Source organism: Tenacibaculum sp. IMCC1, assembly GCF_054906355.1.
On sequence record NZ_CM142818.1, the window covers coordinates 2455036 to 2477618 of the forward strand.

Genomic DNA, 22583 nt, shown 5'->3' on the forward strand with positions numbered 1-22583 from the left:
ACTACTAAAACCGCATATGGTAAGTGATTAGTTTATATTGATGTTAATTTACTTCAAAAGTTACTTTTAGGTTTACTCTAAACTCAGTTACTTCATCATCATTAACAACCACACTTTGTGATTGTACAAAAGCAGATTTAATTCCTTTTACCGATTTAGAAGCTTGTTTAATGGCTTTTCTAGTAGCATCTTCCCAGCTTTTTTCAGAGTTTGCTAAAATTTCAATAACTTTCATTACTGCCATAATAATTTTTTTAAAGATTAATACATGTAAATATAAGCTTTTAATAATGTTTTTATGTAGATGAAACATCTAATGTTAATTTAATGTTATGTAAATGTTTTTAATATGTAAATTTTTTGTATATTTGTGTTAAGAGGTATTAACTTTAAAAGATTTACATTATGAAAAAATTAATAATAGCAGTTTGTATGTTGTCGGTTTCATTTATGCAAGCTCAAGACGTGGAACCAAAATATGAAGTTGAAGGAGACTTAGTAAAAGCTACTTATTTTTATAAAGATGGCACTATTAAAGAGCAAGGTTTTTTCAAAGATAAAAAGTTAACAGGTACTTGGACTTCTTTTGATAAAAAAGGAAATAAAGTAACTATAGGCCATTATGAAGCAGGAAAAAAAGTAGGTAAATGGTTTATGTGGAAAGAAGATGGGTTAAAAGAAATTGATTTTAAAGACAATGCCATAGCAAGCGTACAAACTTGGAAGGAAGAGACCAAAATGGCAGTGAAATAAGTTAATATTTTGCAGAATAAGAAAATTAGACCGAGTATTTTAGATACTCGGTTTTTTTATTTTCTACCAAAATCAGCAGGAATTTCACCCCAAGCCTTAGTTTCCCACTTTAATAACGGGTTTTTATAAGAATTCTCTTCCAACCATTTTTCAGCACGTCTAATTAAATCTAAAATTTCTTTATTAGAACTATCAAATGTAATATTGGTTCTGCATTGCTTCTTTTTAACCCAACTCATAGCGATTTTAGAGTCAGAATAAATAGGGAGAGAATCCATATTTTTACTTTTTAACAAAGCAATTCCATGTACAAGAGCTAAGAACTCACCAATATTATTAGTGCCGTTATTAAATGGTCCCATTTTAAATATTTCTTTCTTGTTATGAGTTAATACCCCTCTGTATTCCATTAAGCCAGGGTTTCCGGCACAAGCAGCGTCAACAGAAATGCTTTCTAAGATGGGAGAGCCGTATTTGGCTTTTTCTTTTGCGGAAAGGCTTATTTTTTTAGTATCTTTTCCTTTATAATCATTATAGCTTTTTTTTAAGGCTAATTCAGCTTCGTTTTTATCAGCAAAAGCTTTGTATTGTGCACCAGTAAAACCATTAATTTGCTTTTTACAAGTATCCCAAGATGAAAAAACACCTGTTTTTTTTCCCTTCCAAACTACATAATATTTTTTCTTCTTACTCATTCTGTAAAATAACCTCTTCTATAACCTTTGGGAAATGTTTATATTCTAATTCATGAACTTTCTTTGCTATAGTCTCTGGAGTATCATCAAATGAAATAGCTGTTTTAGCTTGGAAGATAATAGCACCTTCGTCATAATTTTCATTCACGTAATGTATAGTAATACCTGTTTCAGTTTCATTATTTTCTTTTACAGCATTATGTACGTTGATTCCGTACATTCCTTTTCCTCCATATTTTGGTAACAATGCTGGGTGTATATTGATTATTTTATTAGGGAAAGCTTCCACAATTTTAGAAGGAATACGCCATAAAAAACCAGCTAATACAATAATATCAGCTTCAGCGAGTAAAAAGTTTAAAACAGTGTCATCTTTACTAAAGCTTTCTCTATCAAATAAAGATGCATCAATGTTTAGTCGTTCGCAACGGTCAAAAACTTTGGCACGTTGGTTGTTAGAAAGCACATGAGTAACAATTGCAGTTTTAGTTGAATTGAAGTGTTTTATGATGTTTTCGGCATTGGAACCCGAACCAGAAGCAAAAATAACGATGCGTTTCATGTTAAAATTTAGTTGTTTTGTTACTACAAAAAAAAGAATAATTATTAACAATGGTGGTGTATGTAGCAAAATATTCAGGTATTTTTTTTATTTTAGACATCACATTTTTGAGCAAAAATTAGAATTAATAACTAAGATTTGTATTTTTGCCTCGATTTTAAATTTTAAAACAAACAAATTATGTCAGACATTGCATCAAGAGTAAAAGCAATTATCGTAGACAAATTAGGAGTAGACGATAACGAAGTAACTAACGAAGCAAGCTTCACAAACGATTTAGGAGCAGATTCTTTAGATACGGTTGAGTTAATCATGGAATTCGAAAAAGAATTTGATATTCAAATTCCAGATGATCAGGCAGAAAACATTGGTACTGTAGGTCAAGCGATTAGCTATATTGAAGACGCAAAAAAATAAGATTATATGCAATTAAAACGAGTTGTAGTAACTGGACTTGGCGCATTAACGCCAATAGGAAACAATAAAGAAGAGTATTGGAATAGCTTGGTTAACGGAGTTAGCGGAGCAGCACCTATAACGTATTTTGATGCTGCCAAGTTCAAAACTCGTTTCGCATGTGAGCTTAAAGATTTCAACGCGACCGATTTTATAAACAGAAAAGAGGCGCGTAAAATGGATAAGTTTACGCAATATGCGATGGTTGCTTCAGATGAAGCAATTGCTGATGCTAAGCTAAATCTAGATGATGTTAACAAATTAAGAGTTGGTGTTATTTGGGGAGCTGGTATTGGAGGATTGGAAACGTTTCAAAATGAGGTGTTAAACTATGCTGAAGGAGATGGATCTCCTCGTTTCAATCCTTTTTTTATTCCAAAAATGATTGCAGATATTGCCCCTGGGAATATTTCTATTAAAAATGGATTTATGGGGCCTAACTATACTACGGTATCTGCTTGTGCATCGTCTGCAAATGCTATGATTGATGCTTTGAATTATATTCGACTAGGTCATTGTGATGTAGTTGTAACAGGGGGAAGTGAAGCTGCTGTTACAATTGCAGGTATGGGTGGTTTTAACGCTATGCACGCCCTATCTACTAGAAATGAAAGTCCAGAAACAGCTTCAAGACCATTTGATGCTGAACGTGATGGATTCGTTTTAGGAGAAGGTGCAGGAGCTATAGTTTTAGAAGAGTATGAACATGCTAAGGCTAGAGGAGCAAAGATTTACGCTGAAGTTATTGGTGGAGGGTTATCGTCAGATGCTTACCATATGACAGCACCTCACCCAGATGGAATAGGTGTAATTGCAGTAATGAAAAACTGCTTAGAAAACGCAGGTATAAAACCTGAAGATGTAGATCATATTAATACACATGGGACTTCAACACCTTTAGGAGATGTTGCTGAATTAAAAGCAATATCTGAAGTTTTTGGAGATCATGCAAAGAACATTAATATTAACTCAACAAAGTCTATGACTGGACACTTGTTGGGGGCTGCAGGTGCTATTGAAGCAATAGCATCATTATTAGCAATGGAACATGGTGTTGTTCCTCCAACAATTAATCATGTTAATGTTGATGAAAACATCAATCCAGAATTAAACCTAACGTTGAATAATGCTCAAAAAAGAGATATTAAAGTTGCTATGAGCAACACATTTGGTTTCGGTGGGCATAATGCTTGTATAGCCTTTAGAAAACTAGATTAATCTTTTATGAATTTTCTTCGTAGAATTGTTAAACCCCAAAACAAAGAGGATGAAAACTTCTACTACGAATTAAAAGAGCTGCTTAATTTTAAACCAATTAAGTTATCGTATTATAAAAAAGCATTTACGCACAGATCTTTAAAATTAGTAGATAGTAAAGGGCATCCAATAAACTACGAACGGTTAGAGTTTTTAGGTGACGCTATTTTAGGAACTGTAATTGCTTCCTATTTATTTAAAAAAGTACCTGAAGGAGATGAAGGGTATTTAACACAAATGCGATCTAAAATAGTAAGTAGAGAGCATTTAAATAGCTTAGGTAAAGATCTAGAGTTGATCAGATTTATAAAGAGTAATATTTCTAAAGAGCACGTTAGCAATAATATTCACGGAAATATTTTTGAAGCTCTGGTAGGTGCAATTTACTTAGATAGAGGATACAATTATTGCCACCAGTTTATTTACGAGCAAGTAATAATGCCTTATGTAGATATTGAAAGATTAGAAGGTAAAATATCTAGTTATAAAGGTTTTGTTATAGAATGGTGTCAAAAGCAGAAGAAAAAGTATAAGTTTGAATCATACGAAGACTCAGGTAACCAGAGTAAAAAACATTTTAGTGTACGCGTAAGTATTGATGGTAGTATTGTAGCTAAGGGAAGAGCTACCTCTAAGAAAAAAGCAGAAGAAATTGCAGCTAAAAGGGTTTATTTTGCAATGCAAAAACAAATGCTAAAATCTTAACGTATAAACAATAAACGTTTTCATAAATTTTACATAGTATTTTCTATACATTTCTTAATTTAGCAAAAGCAAATAATTGTTTTTATGCCTATTTACGAGGTGAATATAAATGAGTTTTCTAATTATAATTATAGATTAATTGGAATTCATACAACTCTAAGTGAGTATAAATTAGCGTATTTACTAAATAAATTTTTACAAATTAAATTTAATAGAGCAACTTATGATTTAGATTTTGTTACAAAAGGAAATCAATCATCTTATGCAATATATGAGTATACTAATACGAAATTATATCAAGATTGGTTTTTAATAGCAAATGTATATAAGTCAACTCTTGAAGCAGAATCAATAAGCCTTTTTAATCAAAGTGATTCAATTACACGTTTGATACCAGAAAAGAAGAAGGTTGACTTTTTCTTAAAACTAGAAGGAGATTTTGATCATAACTCAATTGTAAAGATTATAGATATAATAAAAAAAATCCCTCAAATAATAACCTCTTATGAAATAGAGGTAGATTCATTAAAATCGAAAGATTTTTTAATTTTTTAATATATGCCACACAACAAGAAAACAAAAATTGTAGCAACATTAGGACCAGCAACAAATACAAAAGAAATTTTGGCCAATATGGCAGCAGCTGGTGTAAATGTTTTTAGAATTAATTTTTCACATGCCGATTATGAAGTAGTAAAAGAACGCATACGTCAAATACGTGAAATAAATGATGAAAGAGGTTATAACGTAGCAATATTAGCAGATTTACAAGGGCCAAAGCTTAGAGTTGGTGTAATGCAAGAGGGAGTAGAATTAAAAGCAGGTGATACGTTTACTTTTACCACCGAAAAATGTGAAGGAACAGAAGAGAAAGCTTTTATGACCTATCAGCATTTTCCAAAAGATGTAAAAGTAGGAGAGAAGATTTTAGTTGATGATGGTAAACTGATGTTTGAAGTAACAGCAACAAATAAAGAAAATGAAGTTATTACCAAAGTAATAGTAGGAGGAGCATTAAAATCTAAAAAAGGAGTTAATCTTCCAAACACTAAAATTTCTTTACCAGCTTTAACAGAAAAGGATAAAAAAGATGTAGTTTTCGCATTAGAGCAAGAAGTAGATTGGATAGCTCTTTCATTTGTTCGAACACCTGAAGACTTACGTTTTTTACGTGATATCATTAAACAGAAATCACGTTATAGAGTTCCTGTAATAGCAAAAATAGAAAAACCTGAAGCTGTTGAAAATATAGATGCTTTAATCCCGTATTGCGACGGTTTAATGGTAGCGCGTGGTGATTTAGGAGTTGAAGTACCAATGCAAGATGTACCATTAATTCAAAAAATGTTAGTCCGTAGAGCCAAGCAAGCAAGAATTCCGGTAATTATTGCTACTCAAATGATGGAAACCATGATTGAAAACTCTGTACCAACAAGAGCAGAGGTAAATGATGTAGCAAACTCTATTATGGATGGTGCAGATGCTGTAATGCTTTCAGGGGAAACTTCAGTAGGAAAACACCCAATAAGAGTTATTCAAAAAATGACAGAAATTATTGGAAGTGTAGAATTTTCAGATTTAATAAAAGTTCCGCAAGAGCCACCTCACATCCGTACCAAAAGATTTATAACTAAATCTGTATGCCATCATGCAGCTCTTATGGCAGATGATATTAATGCGGCAGCAATATCGACTTTAACTAATAGTGGATATACTGCTTTTCAAATTTCTGCTTGGAGACCAAAATCACACGTACTAGCGTTTTCATCTGAGAAGAGAATCTTAGGAAAATTAAATCTTCTGTGGGGTGTTAGAGCCTATTTTTACGATAGAGAACTAAGTACCGATGATACTATTGAAGATATTAACGAAATAGCTAAAGAAAAAGGTTATGTAAAAACAGGAGATTTTATGATAAACTTATCATCAATGCCTGTAAAAGCAAAGGGAATGGTAAATACTTTACGTGTTTCTCATATTGACTAAATAAAGGGAATAAAATATACAAAAGCTCAACTTTAAAAGTTGGGCTTTTTGTTTTAAATTTTGAAAGATCTACAATTGATTTTTTTTTCAGTTATTGATTTATATATTTTTCAGTTAGGAGTTATACTCTTACCAATGATAGGAAGAATGGGGTTAAATCTAATACATATGAACTAAGAAAATTCACAAGATAAATTAACCTTTTACTATATTTGAAACCTCGCTATTCATGCGAGGTTTTTTATTTAAAATAATTTTCAATGCAACTTATCTCCTATATAACCTCTCGTACGCAAATCTCACAAAAATCAATTCAAAATACGATTGAATTATTAAATGAAGATTGTACCATTCCTTTTATATCCCGTTACCGAAAAGAAAAAACAGGTAATTTAGATGAAGTTGAAATAGGCCAAATAGTACAACTTAAAGAACAATTTGAAGCAATAGAGAAACGGAAAGCAGCCATTTTAAAAGCTTTAGAAGAGCAAGAAGTTTTAACCAATGAGTTAAAAGCAAAAATTGAAAAGACAGAAGACTTAACTACACTAGAAGATTTATACCTTCCTTATAAAAAGAAACGTAAAACCAAGGCAGAAACAGCTCGTAAAAACGGGTTAGAACCGTTGGCGAAGATGATTATGAGTCAGCGAGTAAACGATTTGGAATTTACTGCTTCAAAATACCTTTCGAACGAAGTAGAACAAATAGACGATGCTTTAGAAGGTGCCCGTCATATTATTTCTGAATGGATTAACGAACGAACGGATGTCCGTAATAACATTCGTTACCAATTAGAGCGTTTTGCAACCATTGCTACCAAGGTTATCAAAACTAAAAAAGACGAGGATGCTGCCCAAAAATTTAAAGATTATTTTGACTGGGAAGAAAATCTAAATCGCATTCCTTCACATCGATTGTTAGCTATTTTGCGCGCCGAAAAAGAAGGTTTTATTCGTGTAAAAATTAGTATTGATGATGAACGAGCTACTCAAAAAATAGAAGACAGAATTATTCGTTCGCATAACGAATGTGCTGAACAAATTGAATTAGCTATTGCTGATGCTTATAAGCGTTTGCTTTTTCCTGCATTATCAAATGAAGCTTTGTCTATAGCTAAAGAAAAGGCAGATGAAAATGCCATTAAGGTATTTGCTAAAAACCTTCAACAATTACTATTAGGCTCTCCTCTTGGTGAAAAACGAATTTTAGCTATTGATCCAGGATTTAGAACAGGGTGTAAAGTGGTTTGTTTAAGTGCTCAAGGAGATTTATTACATAACGAAACTATTTTTCCACACGCACCTCAACATCAATCAAAAGAAGCAATAAATAAACTTAGCTCTTTAGCTAATGCTTATAAAATAGAAGCTATTGCTATAGGTAACGGAACCGCTTCAAGAGAAACTGAACGATTGGTAAAAAGTGTATATTTTAAAAATCCCGTAGAAGTATTTGTTGTAAGTGAAGCTGGTGCTTCTATTTATTCGGCTTCTAAAATTGCACGAGATGAGTTCCCTAATTATGATGTAACTGTTCGTGGAGCTGTTTCAATCGGTCGTAGATTAGCTGACCCTTTAGCTGAACTGGTAAAGATAGAAGCAAAATCGATTGGGGTTGGGCAATATCAACATGATGTAGACCAAACACAACTAAAAAAATCATTAGACACTGTAGTAGAACATTGTGTAAACAAAGTAGGTGTTAACATTAACACTGCTAGTGCTTCTCTGTTAAGTTATGTTTCTGGTATTGGCCCTAAATTGGCTGAAAACATAGTGAATTACAGAAATGAAAATGGAGCTTTTTCCAATAGAACAACAATAAAGAAAGTCCCTCGTTTGGGAGGAAAAGCATTTGAGCAATCTGCTGGGTTCCTACGAATTAAAAACAGCGATAATCCACTAGATGATTCTGCTGTACATCCAGAGCGCTATGCTTTAGTAAAACAAATAGCCAAAGACGTTGGTAAAAAAGTAGATGATTTGATTGGTAATTCTTCTGTTTTAAAACAAATTAAGCTCCAGCAATATGTAACCGATTCTTACGGGTTACCTACGCTACAAGATATTGTAAAAGAGTTAGAAAAACCAGGATTAGACCCTCGTGAAAAAGCCAAAGCTTTTAGTTTTAACGAACATATTAAAACAATAGATGATGTACAAACAGGCATGGTACTACCCGGAATTGTAAATAACATTACAAATTTTGGTTGCTTTGTTGATATAGGTATTAAAGAAAGTGGTTTGGTACATGTTTCTAACCTTTCTGATTCTTTTGTAAAAGATGTTAACGAACATGTAAGTTTACATCAACACGTTCAAGTTAAGGTATTGGAGGTAGATATTACAAGAAAACGTATTCAATTAAGTATGAGTTTTTAACTAAAAAAAACGAGCTAATTTAATTAGCTCGTTTTTTGTATGCAAAAATACTATTATTTTAGTTATTAATAATCCAAGAAAGATAATACAAACTACCTATGTTTCCTAAACCAGGAGCATGTTGATATTCTTCTCCAAATAAATTTGTTCCACCTATTTTAAACTTCGATTTTAAACTAGGTACACGATAATTTAATTGTGCATCTAAAACAGTTCTTGCTTTTACATCTCCCTTTACAAAAGTAGACACCCATCTGTATTTATCTCTCCATCGTGCATTGATGTTAAATCCAAAATTTTTGAAAAGCTTTTCATTACCAAACTGGATTTTAACACTATGTTTTGGTGTGTTAAAGTTAGGTTCAAAAGATCCAAAATCTAAATCTTCTTTCATTTCAAAATCTGTGAAGTTATAATTTGCACCTATATTAAAGTTTCTAAATAGCTTTGTGTTAAGCCCTATACCCACACCATAAGAGTTTATCTTAGATTTAGCATTGGTTATTAAGTTAAACTCTGTTACACTTCCCGTTCTAACTGCTTCAGCAGCTAAAGGGTCTAATTGTCCTGTTGCTATAACATTTCCAATATTAGGCACTACTACATCTTGAAAGAATACAAAGTCATTATGGATACTATAAAAAGCGTTAAAATCTATATCTAAATTAGTATCATTAATGTTTAAAAGGCTTCTATAACCTAATTCAAATGTTTTTACCTCTTCTGGTTGTATCTCTTTATAATCAGATTTAATATTTTGTCCTTTATCGTTAATAAAATCTAAATCATATACAGACCTTGTTAATAAAGCATTATTAATTATATCATCTCCTGTCGTAATAGAATTTTCTGTTACAGTATTACCCGTAGTAGGATCTTCATATCTACTAACAGTAGGGATGCCTATTCTTCTTAGGTTATCTGCTGTAGAACCTATAGTAGTTTTTCTTGCAGAAGGCAAAAACATATATTGTTCTTGAATTGTTGGGTTTCTAAAACCTGTTTGATAAGATGCCCTAATTATATGTAGTTTTTCTTCTCCTAAAGCATAATTAAGCGCTAATCTTGGAGAATAGTTTGGAGAAAAATTCTCAGATTTATCGTAACGGATAGAACCTGTAAACTTTAATCTGTCATTTAAAAATTTCTTTTGAAGTTGAGTATAAAAACCATATTCTTCAATACTAATTTCTTCGTTAGCATCATTAAATATTGTTCCTTTTGATTCTGGATTATAGTTTCTATAAGAACCTCCTACTTGAACATCTGCCCAATCATTAAGTAAGCTTCTAAAGTTGTAGTTTGCATCTACATGCGCATAAGCACTTTTATCGTAAATTTTACTACCTCCTTCAGTTATTAAGGTTGATGTAATTGAATTAAACCCATTGGTAAATTCAGCAGTACCTGGGTTTAACCTATATTGATCTGCAAATTCTCTAGACATTGCTATAACTCTTGAATCAACATCACTTACATTAAAAGGATTACCTGAAGCTCCTATTAAAGATGAGTTATTATTAACTAAATCCATATACTGTATTGCATAATAATCTCCCCAGCTTGGTCTGTAAGTTGTACCAGATAAAACAGGAATCTTAGCATCAGCTAAAGAATTTAGTCTTTGAGCTGTTCTTGTTAAATCGTAAGTATCACCAGCGTCATTACGTGTATAATAACCTCTTACAAAGAAATTATCTCCTTTTATTTCTAATTTAGATTGTCCAATATAATAGTTACGTTGCGCAAACCTTGAAGCAGCTCCTTGAAACATATTATCTCCCATTGCTATTCTTGTAGCTAATTGAATTTCTAATGATTCATCTTTAAAGGGTCTATAATGTAAAGAGGTTGAAAATTTTAAGTTTTTAGATTTGTAATCTTTAACTAATTCTCTTTCTGAATACCCTTTTCTACTAATATGTGTTCCTATAGGGAAGTTTAATGTAGAATCTTCATCTAGTGATGAAGCATCTAAATACCCTAAATATACAAGCACAGGAGTTGAACTAGCTAAATCAGCAAAATCTTCATCTCCATACATATTTATACCATCATAATCTAAGCTTAAAGGAGCATCAAAACTTCCATTAATAATTTCGTTGGTGTCAATTCTTTTGTTTCTATTGTCGGTAGCATGCCATTCTTCTGCTTCAAAATAAGAGAAGTTTACTTTTGCAGCGAAAGCATCACTAAACTTATAGGCCATTCGAGTACTTACATCATAAAAAGGACTGTTTCCTGCTGCTTCTTGACTGGTCATTCCTCCTTTTGCTAAAACACTTATTCCTGTATGATTAAAAGGATTTTTGGTATCTATTATCATAATACCATTATAAGCATTGGCACCATATAATGCTGAAGATGCTCCTGGTAGTATCTCTACACTTAAAATGTCTAGTTCTGATACACCAGATAAATTACCAGCACTAGTATTTAAAGCTGGTGCTGCTGTATCCATACCATCTACTAACTGAACAAACCTTGAATTATTAAAATCAGCAAATCCTCTAGTATTTATAGATTTGTATCCATAACTAACTTCTCTAGCATCAACACCTTTTAAGTTTACCAAGGCATCATAAAATGAATTAGAGCTACTCTTTTTAATATCGGTTAACCCTAATCTTTCTATGGTAACAGGAGATTCAATAATTTTTTCTGGTGTTCTAGAAGCTGATATAACGACTTGGTCTAATAACAAGTTTTCTTTTAAAACAACATTTACTTTTTTCTCGAAAGAAACAATTGAAACCTCTTCTGTATTAAACCCAAAAGCAGAAATTGTTATTGTTTGAGGTAACGTATTGCTCGGTAAAACGATTGAGAAATTTCCTTCTTCATCTGAAACAACAAATGTTTCTCCATTTGAAATTTTTGCATTGTAAAACGGTTCTAAATATTCATCATACACAGAACCTGATATTTTTACCTGAGCATAACTTGATAGCATAGCCAAGGTAAAAACAATCATTACTAATTGTTTTTTTAACATTTTAAATTTAATTGATTTTTATTCTTCTAATGAAAAGTTTATTGGAAAACCATATTTTACAGGTACACGTTTTCCATTATTTTTCCCTGGTTCGAAGCGAGGTAGCATAGATACCACTCGTTTTGCTTCTTCATTAAGAATTTCTCCTCCGTCAGGGCCTAAAGTTTTAATATTTGTTACATAACCATCTCTATCTATAACGAAACGAATCCAAACTTCTCCTTGAATTTGGTTTCTTACAGCTTCTCCTGGATAGCGAAAATGTTTATTAATGTGATTAACCATCTCTAAATTAAAACAATCAAGTCTCTCTTTTTTCTTGGTATTTTTACATTTATCAAAAGAAGGTATTTTTTCTGTATAATAAAGTTTAGTTGCTTTTGATAACTCTTCTTTAGATAACATTTCTGTTATTCTTGTTAAATTATTTTCATACCCTGATGTTAGGTTTTTATTTTCAATATCTACAGGTTGTGTAGTTGAAACCTCGTTAACATTTAAAGTACTAACTGAATTTATAGCTTGTGCCTTTTTTTTAAGGACTCTTTTTTTAAGATATCTTTTGCTTGCTGATATTTTAACTTTAATTTGTCTATCTGCCTTTTTCTTTGAGTTTTTTACAGGTTCTATAGTACACTTTGTTATACTATTTACATCCATAAAAGAATCATCTGGAGATTCACACACTTCTTTTTGAGCATAAAAACTTAAAGATGACAACAAAAAAATCACTAAAAAATACTTTCTCATATAAATAATTATATATTATTAAAATAATAAGGATTAAGAGTATTCTTACGAATTAGATATCATCGGGGGAACGGCCGGCAAAATTACATGTTTTAAAAATATTATTAGGTATTTTTTTTAAAAAAAACAGCTACATTTACCTTTGTTTTTTTAACGTTGATTATCAATTCTTTACGTGTTTTGCTTACTCCCTAACATTAATAGTTCATTACAAACTACTTCTGTTATATAACGTTTATTACCTTCTTTATCTTCAAAAGAGCGAGAAGTCAATCTACCTTCAATCATTACTTCTTTTCCTTTTTCTAGGTATTTTTCTATTATTTCTGCTGTTTTATTCCAAGCAACAATATTATGCCATTGGGTATCGGTTATCTTTTCTCCTTGTGCATTTTTATAAGTCTCATTAGTTGCAATAGCAAATTTTGCTAGTTTCTTTCCAGAATCTAAAGTGATGATTTCTGGAGTGTTTCCTAAATTACCTATTAACTGTACTCTGTTTTTTAGTGCGTTCATAATATTTTTTTAATGTTAAATAGTTAAGAATTTGCCATTCAAACGAATTGACTCTGCAAAGATGATACAGCATGCAAATTAAAAACGATTAGTAAACATTTGTTTTCGTTTGTAATTGAATGTAATCGTTTAATTATATTTTATACCTTTGAAAACAAACATTTAGCATGAAATTTTATTTAGAAACCGAACGCTTAATTTTAAGAGAATTTAGAGAAAGTGAAACAGAAGGGGTTTTTGAGTTAGATTCTAATCCTAAAGTACATAAATATTTAGGAAAGAATCCTATAACAACTTACAAACAAGCTGAAGACATTATAACCTTTTTTGAAGAACAATATAAAGAAAGGGGTATTGGTAGGTTTGCTGCCTTTGAAAAAGCATCAGGAGAATTCATAGGATGGTCTGGATTAAAACTCAACACGGGAGAAAAAGAAGCATTAAATGGTTTTACTAATTTTATTGATATTGGTTATCGTTTTATTCCGCGTTTTTGGGGTAAAGGTTATGCTTCCGAATCTGCTTTTGCTTGTTTAGACTTCGGCTTTAAAGAAATGAATTATGATATTATTTATGGTGCAGCTGATGTAGAAAATATTGGTTCTAACAAAATTCTACAAAAAATAGGATTACAGTTTATAAACCAGTTTGGTTATAAGGGTGTAGATGTTAACTGGTACGAACTTAAAAAATCAGATTATGGAAAATAAAAAATGTTTAGAGTGTGGTGAGAAAGTAATTGGAAGAATTGATAAAAAATTCTGTTCCGATTACTGCCGAAACGCCTTTAATAATAAAGTTAATAAAGAAAGTAAAAACCTGATACGAAACACCAACAACCGCTTACGAAAAAACTATAAAATTCTTTCCGAATTAAATACTTCTGGTAAAACTAAAGTAACCCGTCGTAAATTATTTGATAGAGGTTTTGACTTTAAGTTTATTACATCTCTTTATACAACAAAAACAGGTAACACCTATTTTTATGTATATGATCAAGGATATTTAGTATTAGAGAATGAATTATACTTATTAGTTAAGCAAGATTAATTATTTCCATGTGTTTCCTTTTAATTTCATGGCTGCAATGAGCACATCTTTTTGACTGATTTGTCCTGCTAACTTACCATTTTGAACAATAGGGAAACGTCTTCTACGTGATTTTAAAAATTTATTGGCAGCATCTAAAATATTCATATTACCATCAATCGTTTCAACTTCTTTCACCATGGCTTTTCCAACTGTGTTGTTCTTACCTGTTGGTGAGTTATAATACCTGCTTTCTGATATTTGTTTTATACAATCACCTTCTGAAATAATTCCTACCAATTCATTTTTTTCATTAACAACAGGTCCTCCCGATATTTTATGCTTAATAAGTATATCTATCGCATCTTCAATAGGTTGTTCTTCTTTAAATGTAATTAACTTTGTGCTCATATAATCCGATACTAGCATTGGCACCTTCTCTTCTTGTGGTGTACTCGATCTCTTTCCTTGAAAACTTTTAATTGCCATAATCTTAAAATTTGCTATTAAATATACTGATTTTTAATTGATTATGTTTTTTCTTCTTAAAAAATAAATTACTTACTTTTATAAATACTAAAGTCCTACTATGAAATCATCAAGAAATTACCTGGCAGTTTTCATTATTATTTTAACCGTTTACTGGAGTTTTTACACTATACTTCCAAGTGCAACTTCTTCAAAAAAAGAAATTAGTGCTACTGAGTTTTCAATTGATAATGCACTGTATCATTTAAAAAATATCTCTCAAAAACCCCATCATACAGGTTCTGAAGAACACAAAAATGTACAAAACTATCTAGTTCAAGAGTTACAAAAACTGAATTTAGAGCCTGAAATTCAATATCAAACTGCTATTAATAAAAAGTGGAGGGCAGCAACTACAACAGAAAATATTATTGCTAAAATTAAAGGAACTGAGAAAGGAAAAGCTTTATTACTTTTAACTCATTACGATTCCAACCCTCACTCATCACTAGGAGCAAGTGACGCTGGCTCTGGCGTAGTAACTATTTTAGAAGGTATAAGAGCTTACCTAGCCGCAAATAAGACGTCTAAAAACGATATTATCATACTTTTTTCAGATGCTGAAGAATTAGGACTTTTAGGCGCACAAGCTTTTGTTGAAAATCATCCTTGGGCAAAAGATGTTGGGTTAGTGCTAAATTTTGAAGCTCGTGGTAGCGGTGGTTCTAGTTATATGTTGATGGAAACTAATGGGAAAAACAAAACGTTATTAACTGAGTTTTTAAATGCAAACCCAAATTATCCAGCTGCCAACTCTTTAATGTACGGTGTATATAAAAAGCTTCCTAACGATACGGATTTAACTGTTTTTAGAGAAAAAGGGAATATTAACGGGTTTAATTTTGCTTTTATTGATGATCATTTTGACTATCATACCGAACAAGATTCCTACGAAAGATTAAATAGAGAAACACTCTTACATCAAGCAGATTATTTTACCACTTCGTTAAACTATTTTGCAAATGCTGATTTAACGAACTTAAACAGTGACACTGATTACATTTATGTAAACTTTCCTTTTACTAAGTTGCTAACTTATCCGTTTTCTTGGGTGCTGCCAATGCTAATCATTGCCTTTTTGTTATTTATAGTGCTGGTTGTAGTAGGTATATACAAGAAGAAGATGACTGTAATAGGTCTTTTAAAAGGTTTTATTCCTTATATACTATCTTTAGTATTCTGCATCGCTATTTCATACGGTCTGTGGCAATTATTGTTGATTATCCATCCACAGTATACAGATATACTTCATGGTTTTACTTATAACGGATATCAATACATTATTGCTTTTGTTCTTTTAAATCTTTGGATTCTTTTTAAAGTATATAATAAGCTAAAAGAAGCCAAAGCTATCAATTTACTAATTGCTCCCATAACTTTTGGATTGGTTATAAATGTTTTAATTTATATGAATTTACCAGGAGCGGGTTTCTTTATTATTCCTGTTTTTGCTTCTTTATTCATTTTAGCAATCTTGCTATTTATGAATATTAACAAAGCATCTAGAGCTGCATTATTTGCAATTATATCTATTCCTACAATTTATATGATTGCTCCTATGATTCAGTTATTTCCTGTAGCGCTAGGTTTAAAAACATTATTTATTTCAGCCATACTTTTAGTGTTTCTTTTCGGGTTGATGCTTCCTGTTTTTTACCAGGAAAAAACTAAAAACGGATGGCAAACATTAACTGGTTTTCTTGCGTTATTATTCTTTGGATATGCAACGTTTAATAGCGGTTTTTCAATTGAAAAGAAAAAACCTAATAGCTTAGTTTTTATTCAAAATTCTGACACTAACGCTTCGCATTGGGCAAGTCATAATAAAACATTAGATGGGTATACGAAACAATATTTTAACGATGAATCTAAACAAGGTGGTGCTGATTTAATGGCTGGAAAAAGTAAATACAACACTTCTTTTAATTATTATCAAAAAGCTGAAAATAAAAATATTCGTATTTCCAACATCAAGATTCATCAAGATACCATTGTTAATAACCAACGAAATATTTCATTAACAATAACGCCTACTCGTAATATTGATAAATATGAGTTGTACACAAATACCCAAATAGAGTTAACTAATTTTACTGTTAACGAAACTTTGTACGATAAAGGAAAAGCTTTTACGGCAGATAAAGGAACGCTATTAATTTATCAAATGGCAAATACTAATAAGGATTTGACTATTTCTTTTACAATTGATAAAAATACCCAACCTGATATTGTAATTAATGAAATATCTAATGATTTATTATCGCATCCTAAGTTTACCATACGACCTAGAAGTGAAATAATGATGCCAATGCCTTTTGTGGTTAACGATGCTATTATTTGTACTCGAAAGCTTAAATTATAAACCAATAAAAGTTTTCTTACGCTATCTAAAAAAGCATTGTTTTTAGGGTAGTTATAAAAGACTTATATCTTTTTTTAAAAACACCTTGATGTTTTTGTAAAAACGTCAAGGTCTTTTTTGTAAGTCTTCTTAGTGTTTTGTTTTTTAATTAAAGTTTTAAAGTGATATTTATTTGTAAACAATTTGTTTTAATTAATTCTAAATAAATTCATTAATGAAAAAAGAGAACCTAAAACTAAGTTTAGATTCTCTTTATAATATAATTTAAAATTGGTGTTCTTTATTCAAAAAAAGTAACAGCCCCATCTTTAATGTCGTACATAGCTCCAACAATCATGATTTCACCGTTGTTATGCATTTCAGCTAAAACTTCACTTTCGTTTAAAATTCGGTCGATAGTTAAATGTACATTCTTTTCGGCAACGTTATTTACAAACTCTATATTAGATGAGTTTCTTAAACTTTCGTCTTTAGGTTCAGTGACAGCTTCAACAGCAGGTTTAATTTTACCTAACATGTTGGTTAAGTTACCTAACTGAGCATTGTCACAAGCTCCTTTAACAGCCCCACAACTAGTATGTCCTAACACAACGATTAATTTTGTGCCAGCTAATTTACAAGCAAACTCCATACTACCTAAAATATCTTCGTTTACAAAATTACCGGCAATTCTTGCGCTAAAAATATCACCTAAACCTTGATCAAAAACTAATTCGGCTGAAACTCTAGAATCAATACAACTTAAAATAGTAGCAAAAGGAAATTGCCCTTCTCTAGTATCGTTGACTTGCTCTAATAAATTACGATTAGCTTTTAAGTTATTTTGAAATCTTAAGTTTCCTTCTTTTAAATATTGTAATGACTTTTCAGGTGTCATAGTGGCTTGTGTTTCTTTAGTATGTGCTTTCATTATATTTTTTATAAGATTATTTATGTCGTTTTAAGAATTTACGAAGTTAAAAAGTTTATGCTGCTTTTGGTCTAAGTTTAAAAAACTTAATAAAACTTTCTGGGTTTTCTACAATACCACGTTCTGAAATAAGTTTAATATTAATATTTCTTTCTTTAGCTTTAAAAGCAAAGTCTTCTAAAATTTCGATAATGTCGTTATCTAAGTATCTAGTTTTTCTTACATCTAATTCTAAATGAGTGTTTTCAGGTAAGCTATCTAATTCTTTTAAAATAGCTCCTTTGTTAAAGAAAGTAACCTCTTCTGCAAGTGTCATTTTTATCTTGTGTATTCCGTTGCTTTTATCCTCAATATGTAAGAAGTGAGAGTTTTGGTAACTTTTTATCAAAATAACAAAAACACCAACAGCTAATCCTAAAGAAATTCCTGTAAGTAAATCAGTAAAAACAATACCTAAAACTGTTACAATAAAAGGAATGAACTGTTTCCATCCTAAAATAAACATTTGCTTAAATAAACTTGGTTTGGCTAATTTATAACCTACTACTAATAATATAGCTGCTAATACAGATAATGGAATTTTATTTAATAAAGTAGGTATTAGTATTACTGAAATTAATAAGAAGAAACCATGTATAATCGCAGACATTTTAGATTTACCTCCTGATTGAATATTTGCAGAACTTCTTACAATTACTTGAGTAATAGGTAGCCCTCCAATTATACCAGATAAAATATTTCCTGTACCCTGTGCTAGTAATTCTCTGTTTGTTGGGGTTACATTTTTTTCAGGATCTAATTTGTCAGTAGCTTCAACACAAAGTAGCGTTTCTAAACTGGCTACTAGTGCAATTGTAAATGCGGTTAACCAAACTTCGTAGTTGGCAATAGCACTAAAATTAGGAAAGGTAAATTGCCCTAAGAAAGAATCAAAACTTTCAGGAATAGGTACGCTTACTAAATGAGATGCTTGTATTGCCAATGTTTCATTTCCTTGTGTTAGAGTAAAAAAGACAATTCCCATAACAACTGCTACTAATGGTCCTTGAATTAACTGAAATATTTTTCCTTTTTTACTTAAAACTCTATCCCAGAGAATTAATATTGCTAATCCAATAAAACCAATAATCATTGATCCTATAGTGATATTGTCAGTAATACTTAAAAGAGCTGAAAAAGTATTCTCTCCTGAAGGTTCAATAAAACTATCAGCACCTTCTGGTTCAGCGTCATATCCGAAAAAATGAGGAATTTGCTTTAAGATAATAATAATACCAATACCAGTAAGCATTCCTTTAATTACAGATGATGGAAAATAATAGCCAATTACACCAGCCTTAAGAATACCAAAAAGAATTTGGATAATTCCACCTAGTACAACTGCAACTAAGAAGTTTTCATAACCACCTAAATTACCAATAGCAGTTAATACAATAGCAGCTAAACCAGCTGCAGGACCGCTAACTCCTATTTTAGAGCCACTCAAGGCACCTACTACAATACCTCCTACAATTCCTGCAATTACACCAGAAAAAAGAGGAGCTCCACTAGCCAAAGCAATACCTAAACATAAAGGTAAGGCAACAAAGAATACGACAATACTTGCGGGCAAGTCGCTTTTAATAGTTTTAAACATGATATATGTGTTTGTTAAACTCTAAATAAAATTTTAGAGTATGTTTTAATTTTAAAAATGATTGATTTATTAGCAATAGAAACTTAAAATATATCAAGGAAAGTAATAGTACTCTTACTGTACATTGAAATATTTTTCATTTTTTTAGCTAATCACCTTATATGAGGTGGTTTACCTGTGTTATTATGCAATAAGTAATTCTGGAGGAGGGGTAAGAATTTTTGGATATTGTGAAACGTAGTTTTTAGATTGAAAACGAACGTTTTTCTTTTTTTGAATTTTCTTATATAAAAAAGAAGTGTAGTCTTCGTTAGGATGAGCTTTTAATTCAGCTACTTTAACGTGTTTAGTATTTTCTTCTTCTTCGCTAAGATTTAAAAATATAGTAATATCTTGATCTTTATCAACTAACGTAATAATCGAGGGCGTAATAATTATGCCTGTGAATAAGACGATGAAAAAGATAGCTATTTTGGATTTCAAGATACTTTTTTATTTGTTCACTGGTAAAAGTAATTAAATTTTTGAAGAAAAATGTTATAGTTCTTTTAAAGTTTTAGTTTTTACCCATCCAATTTTACCGTCAGTTAACTTTAACTTTTTCCAATTATCTACAGAGTCTAATATATTAACTTTAGTTCCTTCGTGTAGTGTAAAAATCTCATTAGAATTATTAGTAGGTTCATTTTTAACAGAAACTTCTTCGCTATAAATAATGGCCTCAATATTGTTTTGGGCTTGGTTATATTGAATGTATGTTATAGCTAAAGAGGATGTTAAAAGTAGAAATGAGATAATACTAGTTGTAAAGTAGGTTCTTTTTTTACTTGGAGTATAGGAAAAATAAAACAGTAAAAATAAAATAGAAGCCATAAAAGAAAATACAATAGTAATTACAGCCCACGTATTATAAGTAAACTTTTGTAAATAGTTTTCATTGAGCTTCTGAAATACTGATTTTGGCAATGCCTCAACTCTATCAAGAGTTAAACGTTTTGCTATAACTAAGTTGTTTTTTGCATCCTCGTTTAAAGGGTTTAACTGTAATGCTTTTTCGTAATTATAAATAGTAGGAGCTATTTTATTGAGTTTATAGTAACAGTTAGCTAAGTTGTAATAAACTTCAGATGAAGCTAGGTTTTCATTTTCTATTTGCTCATATAATTTAATAGCTTCTTCGTACTTTCCTTCTTTATATAAAGAATTAGCACTTAAAAATAAATCATTGGCATTTTGTGCCAACATACTAATTGACACAAATAAGAATAAATATATAACTAAATTTCTCATTATAACTGTCTGTCTAATTGCGTTATTACTTGTTTTGCTTTTTCATATTCTTCCTTCATTTGTGTATTGGTAATTGGAGTATATCTAGCAAAATCACAATTGTTAAATACTTCAATAAAGTTGCTAATAGTTTCTTTGCTAACATTTTTATTAGCTAGTAAATCAGTAATTTTTTCACGACTTATATCAGAAGTTTCTACGCCTAGTTTAGCCTTCAAGTAATTATGTAAAGCTCTTTCTAAGGCTTCATAAAAAGCTTCTTTATTTCCTAATTGTTTTTGTGCTTCCGATAAGTATTTCTTGGCGAGTTTGTCAGCCTTTCGTAGCTTGTTTCCTAGCACATCACTATTACGTTCTTCTCTCTTTTTCTGAATAATAATTCCAATAGGAATTGTTAAAATAGGAAGCAACAAAAGAATATAAAATAATGTAGATTTAAAGAAATCTTCAGTTTTTATAGGTTGTAAGTTAGTAGATGTTTGGATGTATCTGAAATCGCTACCCGTAACTTTTACGTCTTGTTTAGCAACTGCATTAGTATCTGAATCTGTCGGAATTTCTTTTCCTTCCAAAACATCAACATATAAATCATCTGTAGTGATGGTTTGATACACTTTTTCTTTTGGGTTAAAGTAAGAAAAGCTAGTTTTTGGAATTCTATATTTTCCTTTGAATTCCGGAACAACAGTGTAATTATCTGTAATGGATCCAGATAGTCCTGTTCCAGTAATACGAACGCTTTCTTTTCTTTCTGGTTGATAAACCTCTAGTTCTTTAGGGGTTTCAATTTTTGGGAGTTCAAAAAGTTTTAAATTTCCTTTTCCTTTCACAGAAACCTTAATTTGCGATGATTCGTTAGCCTTTAAGGTATTCTTGCTTAAAGAAACATCGAATGAAAACTGACCAACAGCACCAGTAAAGTCTTTTGGTTTGTTATTCATAGGTAAGGCCTGAGCATTAACTATTTTCTTAGCAGAAGAGAATTCTTTACGGACTTGACGTGTAATTACGTTTCCAAAAAAGTCAGCTCTTCCAGTAGGAACTGCTACAACAATATCCATCTTCATAGGGTCTATTGTTAGCTTACCAGATGTTGTTGGAATTAATAAAGCTTTGTGTAATACAGCATAACGATATTGCTCTCCATTGTATGTTCCAGTTTTAACAGGCATTCCGTTACGTTTAATTTCTTGGTTCCAGAAACCATTGTATTGTGGAGCTTCTGTTATGGCATTATCGTAAATTCCAACATTATCGCTAAAATATAATCGATATTCTACATAAATACCTTCACCAACATAAGGTTGAGATTTGGAAACTTCAGCAACTAAATGAATGTTCTGTTCTGCAATGTAATTAGGATCGTTCGGGTTTTTAGGGATGTCTACAGCATCTAGAACGATAACTTTTATAGGGTTAGAGGTGAGTGTCTTTCCATCAATTTCAATACTCGCAGAAGGAATGTTAAATTCTCCTTTTCTCTTAGGTTGTAAAATGTAAGTGTATGATTGATTAAAGGAAACCTTACCGTTAATCCAAGATTGACTTACTGATTGACTAGGACCACCAACTATTTTAAAGTTTGTGAAGCTTGGTGCTTTGAAATTATCGGCTCCTTGTTTGTTTATTGAAAACTCAATACGTAATCGTTGGTTTACACCTAACTTATTTTTACTAACGGTGGCCGTTAATGCAGCATCTTGTGCATGAATGGTAAATGTTATAAAACTAACTAATAACGATATGTATATTTTTAACTTCATGTTAAT

At 31.0% G+C, this 22583-nt stretch carries 22 protein-coding genes; 10 read left to right on the top strand and 12 right to left on the bottom strand.

Going from position 1 to position 22583, the window contains the following annotated elements; genetic code table 11:
• Nucleotides 1-43: 43 nt before the first annotated feature.
• Nucleotides 44-244, bottom strand: coding sequence for a dodecin family protein (locus ACXIHB_RS11540; RefSeq protein ID WP_047788376.1), 201 nt, complete (start codon nt 242-244; stop codon nt 44-46).
• Nucleotides 245-405: 161 nt separating this feature from the next.
• Here ACXIHB_RS11540 and ACXIHB_RS11545 point away from each other — a divergent pair, with 161 nt between their 5' ends.
• Nucleotides 406-753 (top strand): toxin-antitoxin system YwqK family antitoxin, encoded by a 348-nt coding sequence (locus ACXIHB_RS11545; RefSeq protein ID WP_047788243.1) that lies wholly within the window; start codon nt 406-408, stop codon nt 751-753.
• A 56-nt stretch (nt 754-809) separates the two neighbouring features.
• Here the strand turns inward: ACXIHB_RS11545 and ACXIHB_RS11550 are convergent, their stop codons facing one another.
• A complete protein-coding gene (locus tag ACXIHB_RS11550) occupies nt 810-1448 on the bottom strand; it encodes a ribonuclease H1 domain-containing protein (protein WP_173359287.1) in 639 nt (212 codons plus the stop codon).
• Complete coding sequence (gene purN, locus ACXIHB_RS11555) at nt 1441-2010, bottom strand: phosphoribosylglycinamide formyltransferase (RefSeq protein WP_462098289.1); 570 nt, start codon at nt 2008-2010, stop codon at nt 1441-1443. The genes ACXIHB_RS11550 and purN overlap by 8 nt, the downstream gene beginning before the upstream one ends.
• A gap of 180 nt (nt 2011-2190) precedes the next feature.
• On the opposite strand from purN, the gene ACXIHB_RS11560 reads away from it, so the two are divergent.
• The 6 genes from ACXIHB_RS11560 (at nt 2191) to ACXIHB_RS11585 (ending at nt 8798) form a co-directional block, all read left to right on the top strand.
• Nucleotides 2191-2427, top strand: a complete 237-nt coding sequence (locus tag ACXIHB_RS11560) for an acyl carrier protein (RefSeq protein WP_028891431.1) — start codon at nt 2191-2193, stop codon at nt 2425-2427.
• 6 nt (nt 2428-2433) lie between these two features.
• The gene (fabF, locus tag ACXIHB_RS11565) at nt 2434-3684 is read left to right on the top strand and encodes a beta-ketoacyl-ACP synthase II (RefSeq protein ID WP_159509347.1); all 1251 of its coding nucleotides are present in this window, start codon (nt 2434-2436) and stop codon (nt 3682-3684) included.
• Between the two features lie 6 nt (nt 3685-3690).
• Complete coding sequence (rnc, locus tag ACXIHB_RS11570) at nt 3691-4428, top strand: ribonuclease III (protein ID WP_047788247.1); 738 nt, start codon at nt 3691-3693, stop codon at nt 4426-4428.
• Between the two features lie 84 nt (nt 4429-4512).
• Nucleotides 4513-4983, top strand: coding sequence for an IPExxxVDY family protein (locus ACXIHB_RS11575; protein ID WP_047788248.1), 471 nt, complete (start codon nt 4513-4515; stop codon nt 4981-4983).
• A gap of 3 nt (nt 4984-4986) precedes the next feature.
• Entirely contained in the window at nt 4987-6414 is a 1428-nt protein-coding gene (gene pyk / locus ACXIHB_RS11580) for a pyruvate kinase (protein ID WP_462098290.1), read from the top strand.
• A 260-nt stretch (nt 6415-6674) separates the two neighbouring features.
• A complete protein-coding gene (locus ACXIHB_RS11585) occupies nt 6675-8798 on the top strand; it encodes a Tex family protein (RefSeq protein ID WP_462098291.1) in 2124 nt (707 codons plus the stop codon).
• 58 nt (nt 8799-8856) lie between these two features.
• On the opposite strand, the gene ACXIHB_RS11590 is transcribed toward ACXIHB_RS11585, so the two are convergent.
• The 3 genes from ACXIHB_RS11590 to ACXIHB_RS11600 all read right to left on the bottom strand — a co-directional run bounded on the left by ACXIHB_RS11590 (nt 8857) and on the right by ACXIHB_RS11600 (nt 13059).
• Nucleotides 8857-11793 carry a TonB-dependent receptor plug domain-containing protein gene (locus tag ACXIHB_RS11590; protein ID WP_462098292.1) on the bottom strand — a complete coding sequence of 979 codons (2937 nt, stop codon included), beginning with the start codon at nt 11791-11793 and terminating at the stop codon, nt 8857-8859.
• An 18-nt stretch (nt 11794-11811) separates the two neighbouring features.
• Nucleotides 11812-12543 carry an energy transducer TonB gene (locus tag ACXIHB_RS11595; protein WP_073182492.1) on the bottom strand — a complete coding sequence of 244 codons (732 nt, stop codon included), beginning with the start codon at nt 12541-12543 and terminating at the stop codon, nt 11812-11814.
• A gap of 171 nt (nt 12544-12714) precedes the next feature.
• Complete coding sequence (locus ACXIHB_RS11600) at nt 12715-13059, bottom strand: single-stranded DNA-binding protein (RefSeq protein ID WP_462098293.1); 345 nt, start codon at nt 13057-13059, stop codon at nt 12715-12717.
• Nucleotides 13060-13226: 167 nt separating this feature from the next.
• Here ACXIHB_RS11600 and ACXIHB_RS11605 point away from each other — a divergent pair, with 167 nt between their 5' ends.
• A complete protein-coding gene (locus ACXIHB_RS11605; RefSeq protein ID WP_462098294.1) occupies nt 13227-13769 on the top strand; it encodes a GNAT family N-acetyltransferase in 543 nt (180 codons plus the stop codon).
• Entirely contained in the window at nt 13759-14109 is a 351-nt protein-coding gene (locus ACXIHB_RS11610) for a hypothetical protein (protein ID WP_047788252.1), read from the top strand. The genes ACXIHB_RS11605 and ACXIHB_RS11610 overlap by 11 nt, the downstream gene beginning before the upstream one ends.
• Here the strand turns inward: ACXIHB_RS11610 and ACXIHB_RS11615 are convergent, their stop codons facing one another.
• Nucleotides 14110-14577, bottom strand: a complete 468-nt coding sequence (locus ACXIHB_RS11615) for a CBS domain-containing protein (RefSeq protein WP_159610817.1) — start codon at nt 14575-14577, stop codon at nt 14110-14112.
• A 100-nt stretch (nt 14578-14677) separates the two neighbouring features.
• Between ACXIHB_RS11615 and ACXIHB_RS11620 the strand changes: the two genes are divergently transcribed.
• The gene (locus ACXIHB_RS11620) at nt 14678-16978 is read left to right on the top strand and encodes a M28 family peptidase (RefSeq protein ID WP_462098295.1); all 2301 of its coding nucleotides are present in this window, start codon (nt 14678-14680) and stop codon (nt 16976-16978) included.
• A 280-nt stretch (nt 16979-17258) separates the two neighbouring features.
• Here the strand turns inward: ACXIHB_RS11620 and ACXIHB_RS11625 are convergent, their stop codons facing one another.
• From ACXIHB_RS11625 to ACXIHB_RS11645, 5 genes are all read right to left on the bottom strand, one after another.
• A complete protein-coding gene (locus ACXIHB_RS11625; protein WP_159610825.1) occupies nt 17259-17888 on the bottom strand; it encodes a carbonic anhydrase family protein in 630 nt (209 codons plus the stop codon).
• A 55-nt stretch (nt 17889-17943) separates the two neighbouring features.
• Nucleotides 17944-19524, bottom strand: a complete 1581-nt coding sequence (locus tag ACXIHB_RS11630) for a SulP family inorganic anion transporter (RefSeq protein WP_462098296.1) — start codon at nt 19522-19524, stop codon at nt 17944-17946.
• Between the two features lie 183 nt (nt 19525-19707).
• Entirely contained in the window at nt 19708-20007 is a 300-nt protein-coding gene (locus tag ACXIHB_RS11635) for a hypothetical protein (RefSeq protein ID WP_047788267.1), read from the bottom strand.
• Between the two features lie 54 nt (nt 20008-20061).
• On the bottom strand, nt 20062-20814 hold the full coding sequence (locus tag ACXIHB_RS11640) for a CDC27 family protein (RefSeq protein ID WP_253055466.1): 753 nt from the start codon (nt 20812-20814) through the stop codon (nt 20062-20064).
• Complete coding sequence (locus tag ACXIHB_RS11645; RefSeq protein ID WP_073182500.1) at nt 20814-22577, bottom strand: BatD family protein; 1764 nt, start codon at nt 22575-22577, stop codon at nt 20814-20816. The genes ACXIHB_RS11640 and ACXIHB_RS11645 overlap by 1 nt, the downstream gene beginning before the upstream one ends.
• Nucleotides 22578-22583 lie beyond the last annotated feature (6 nt).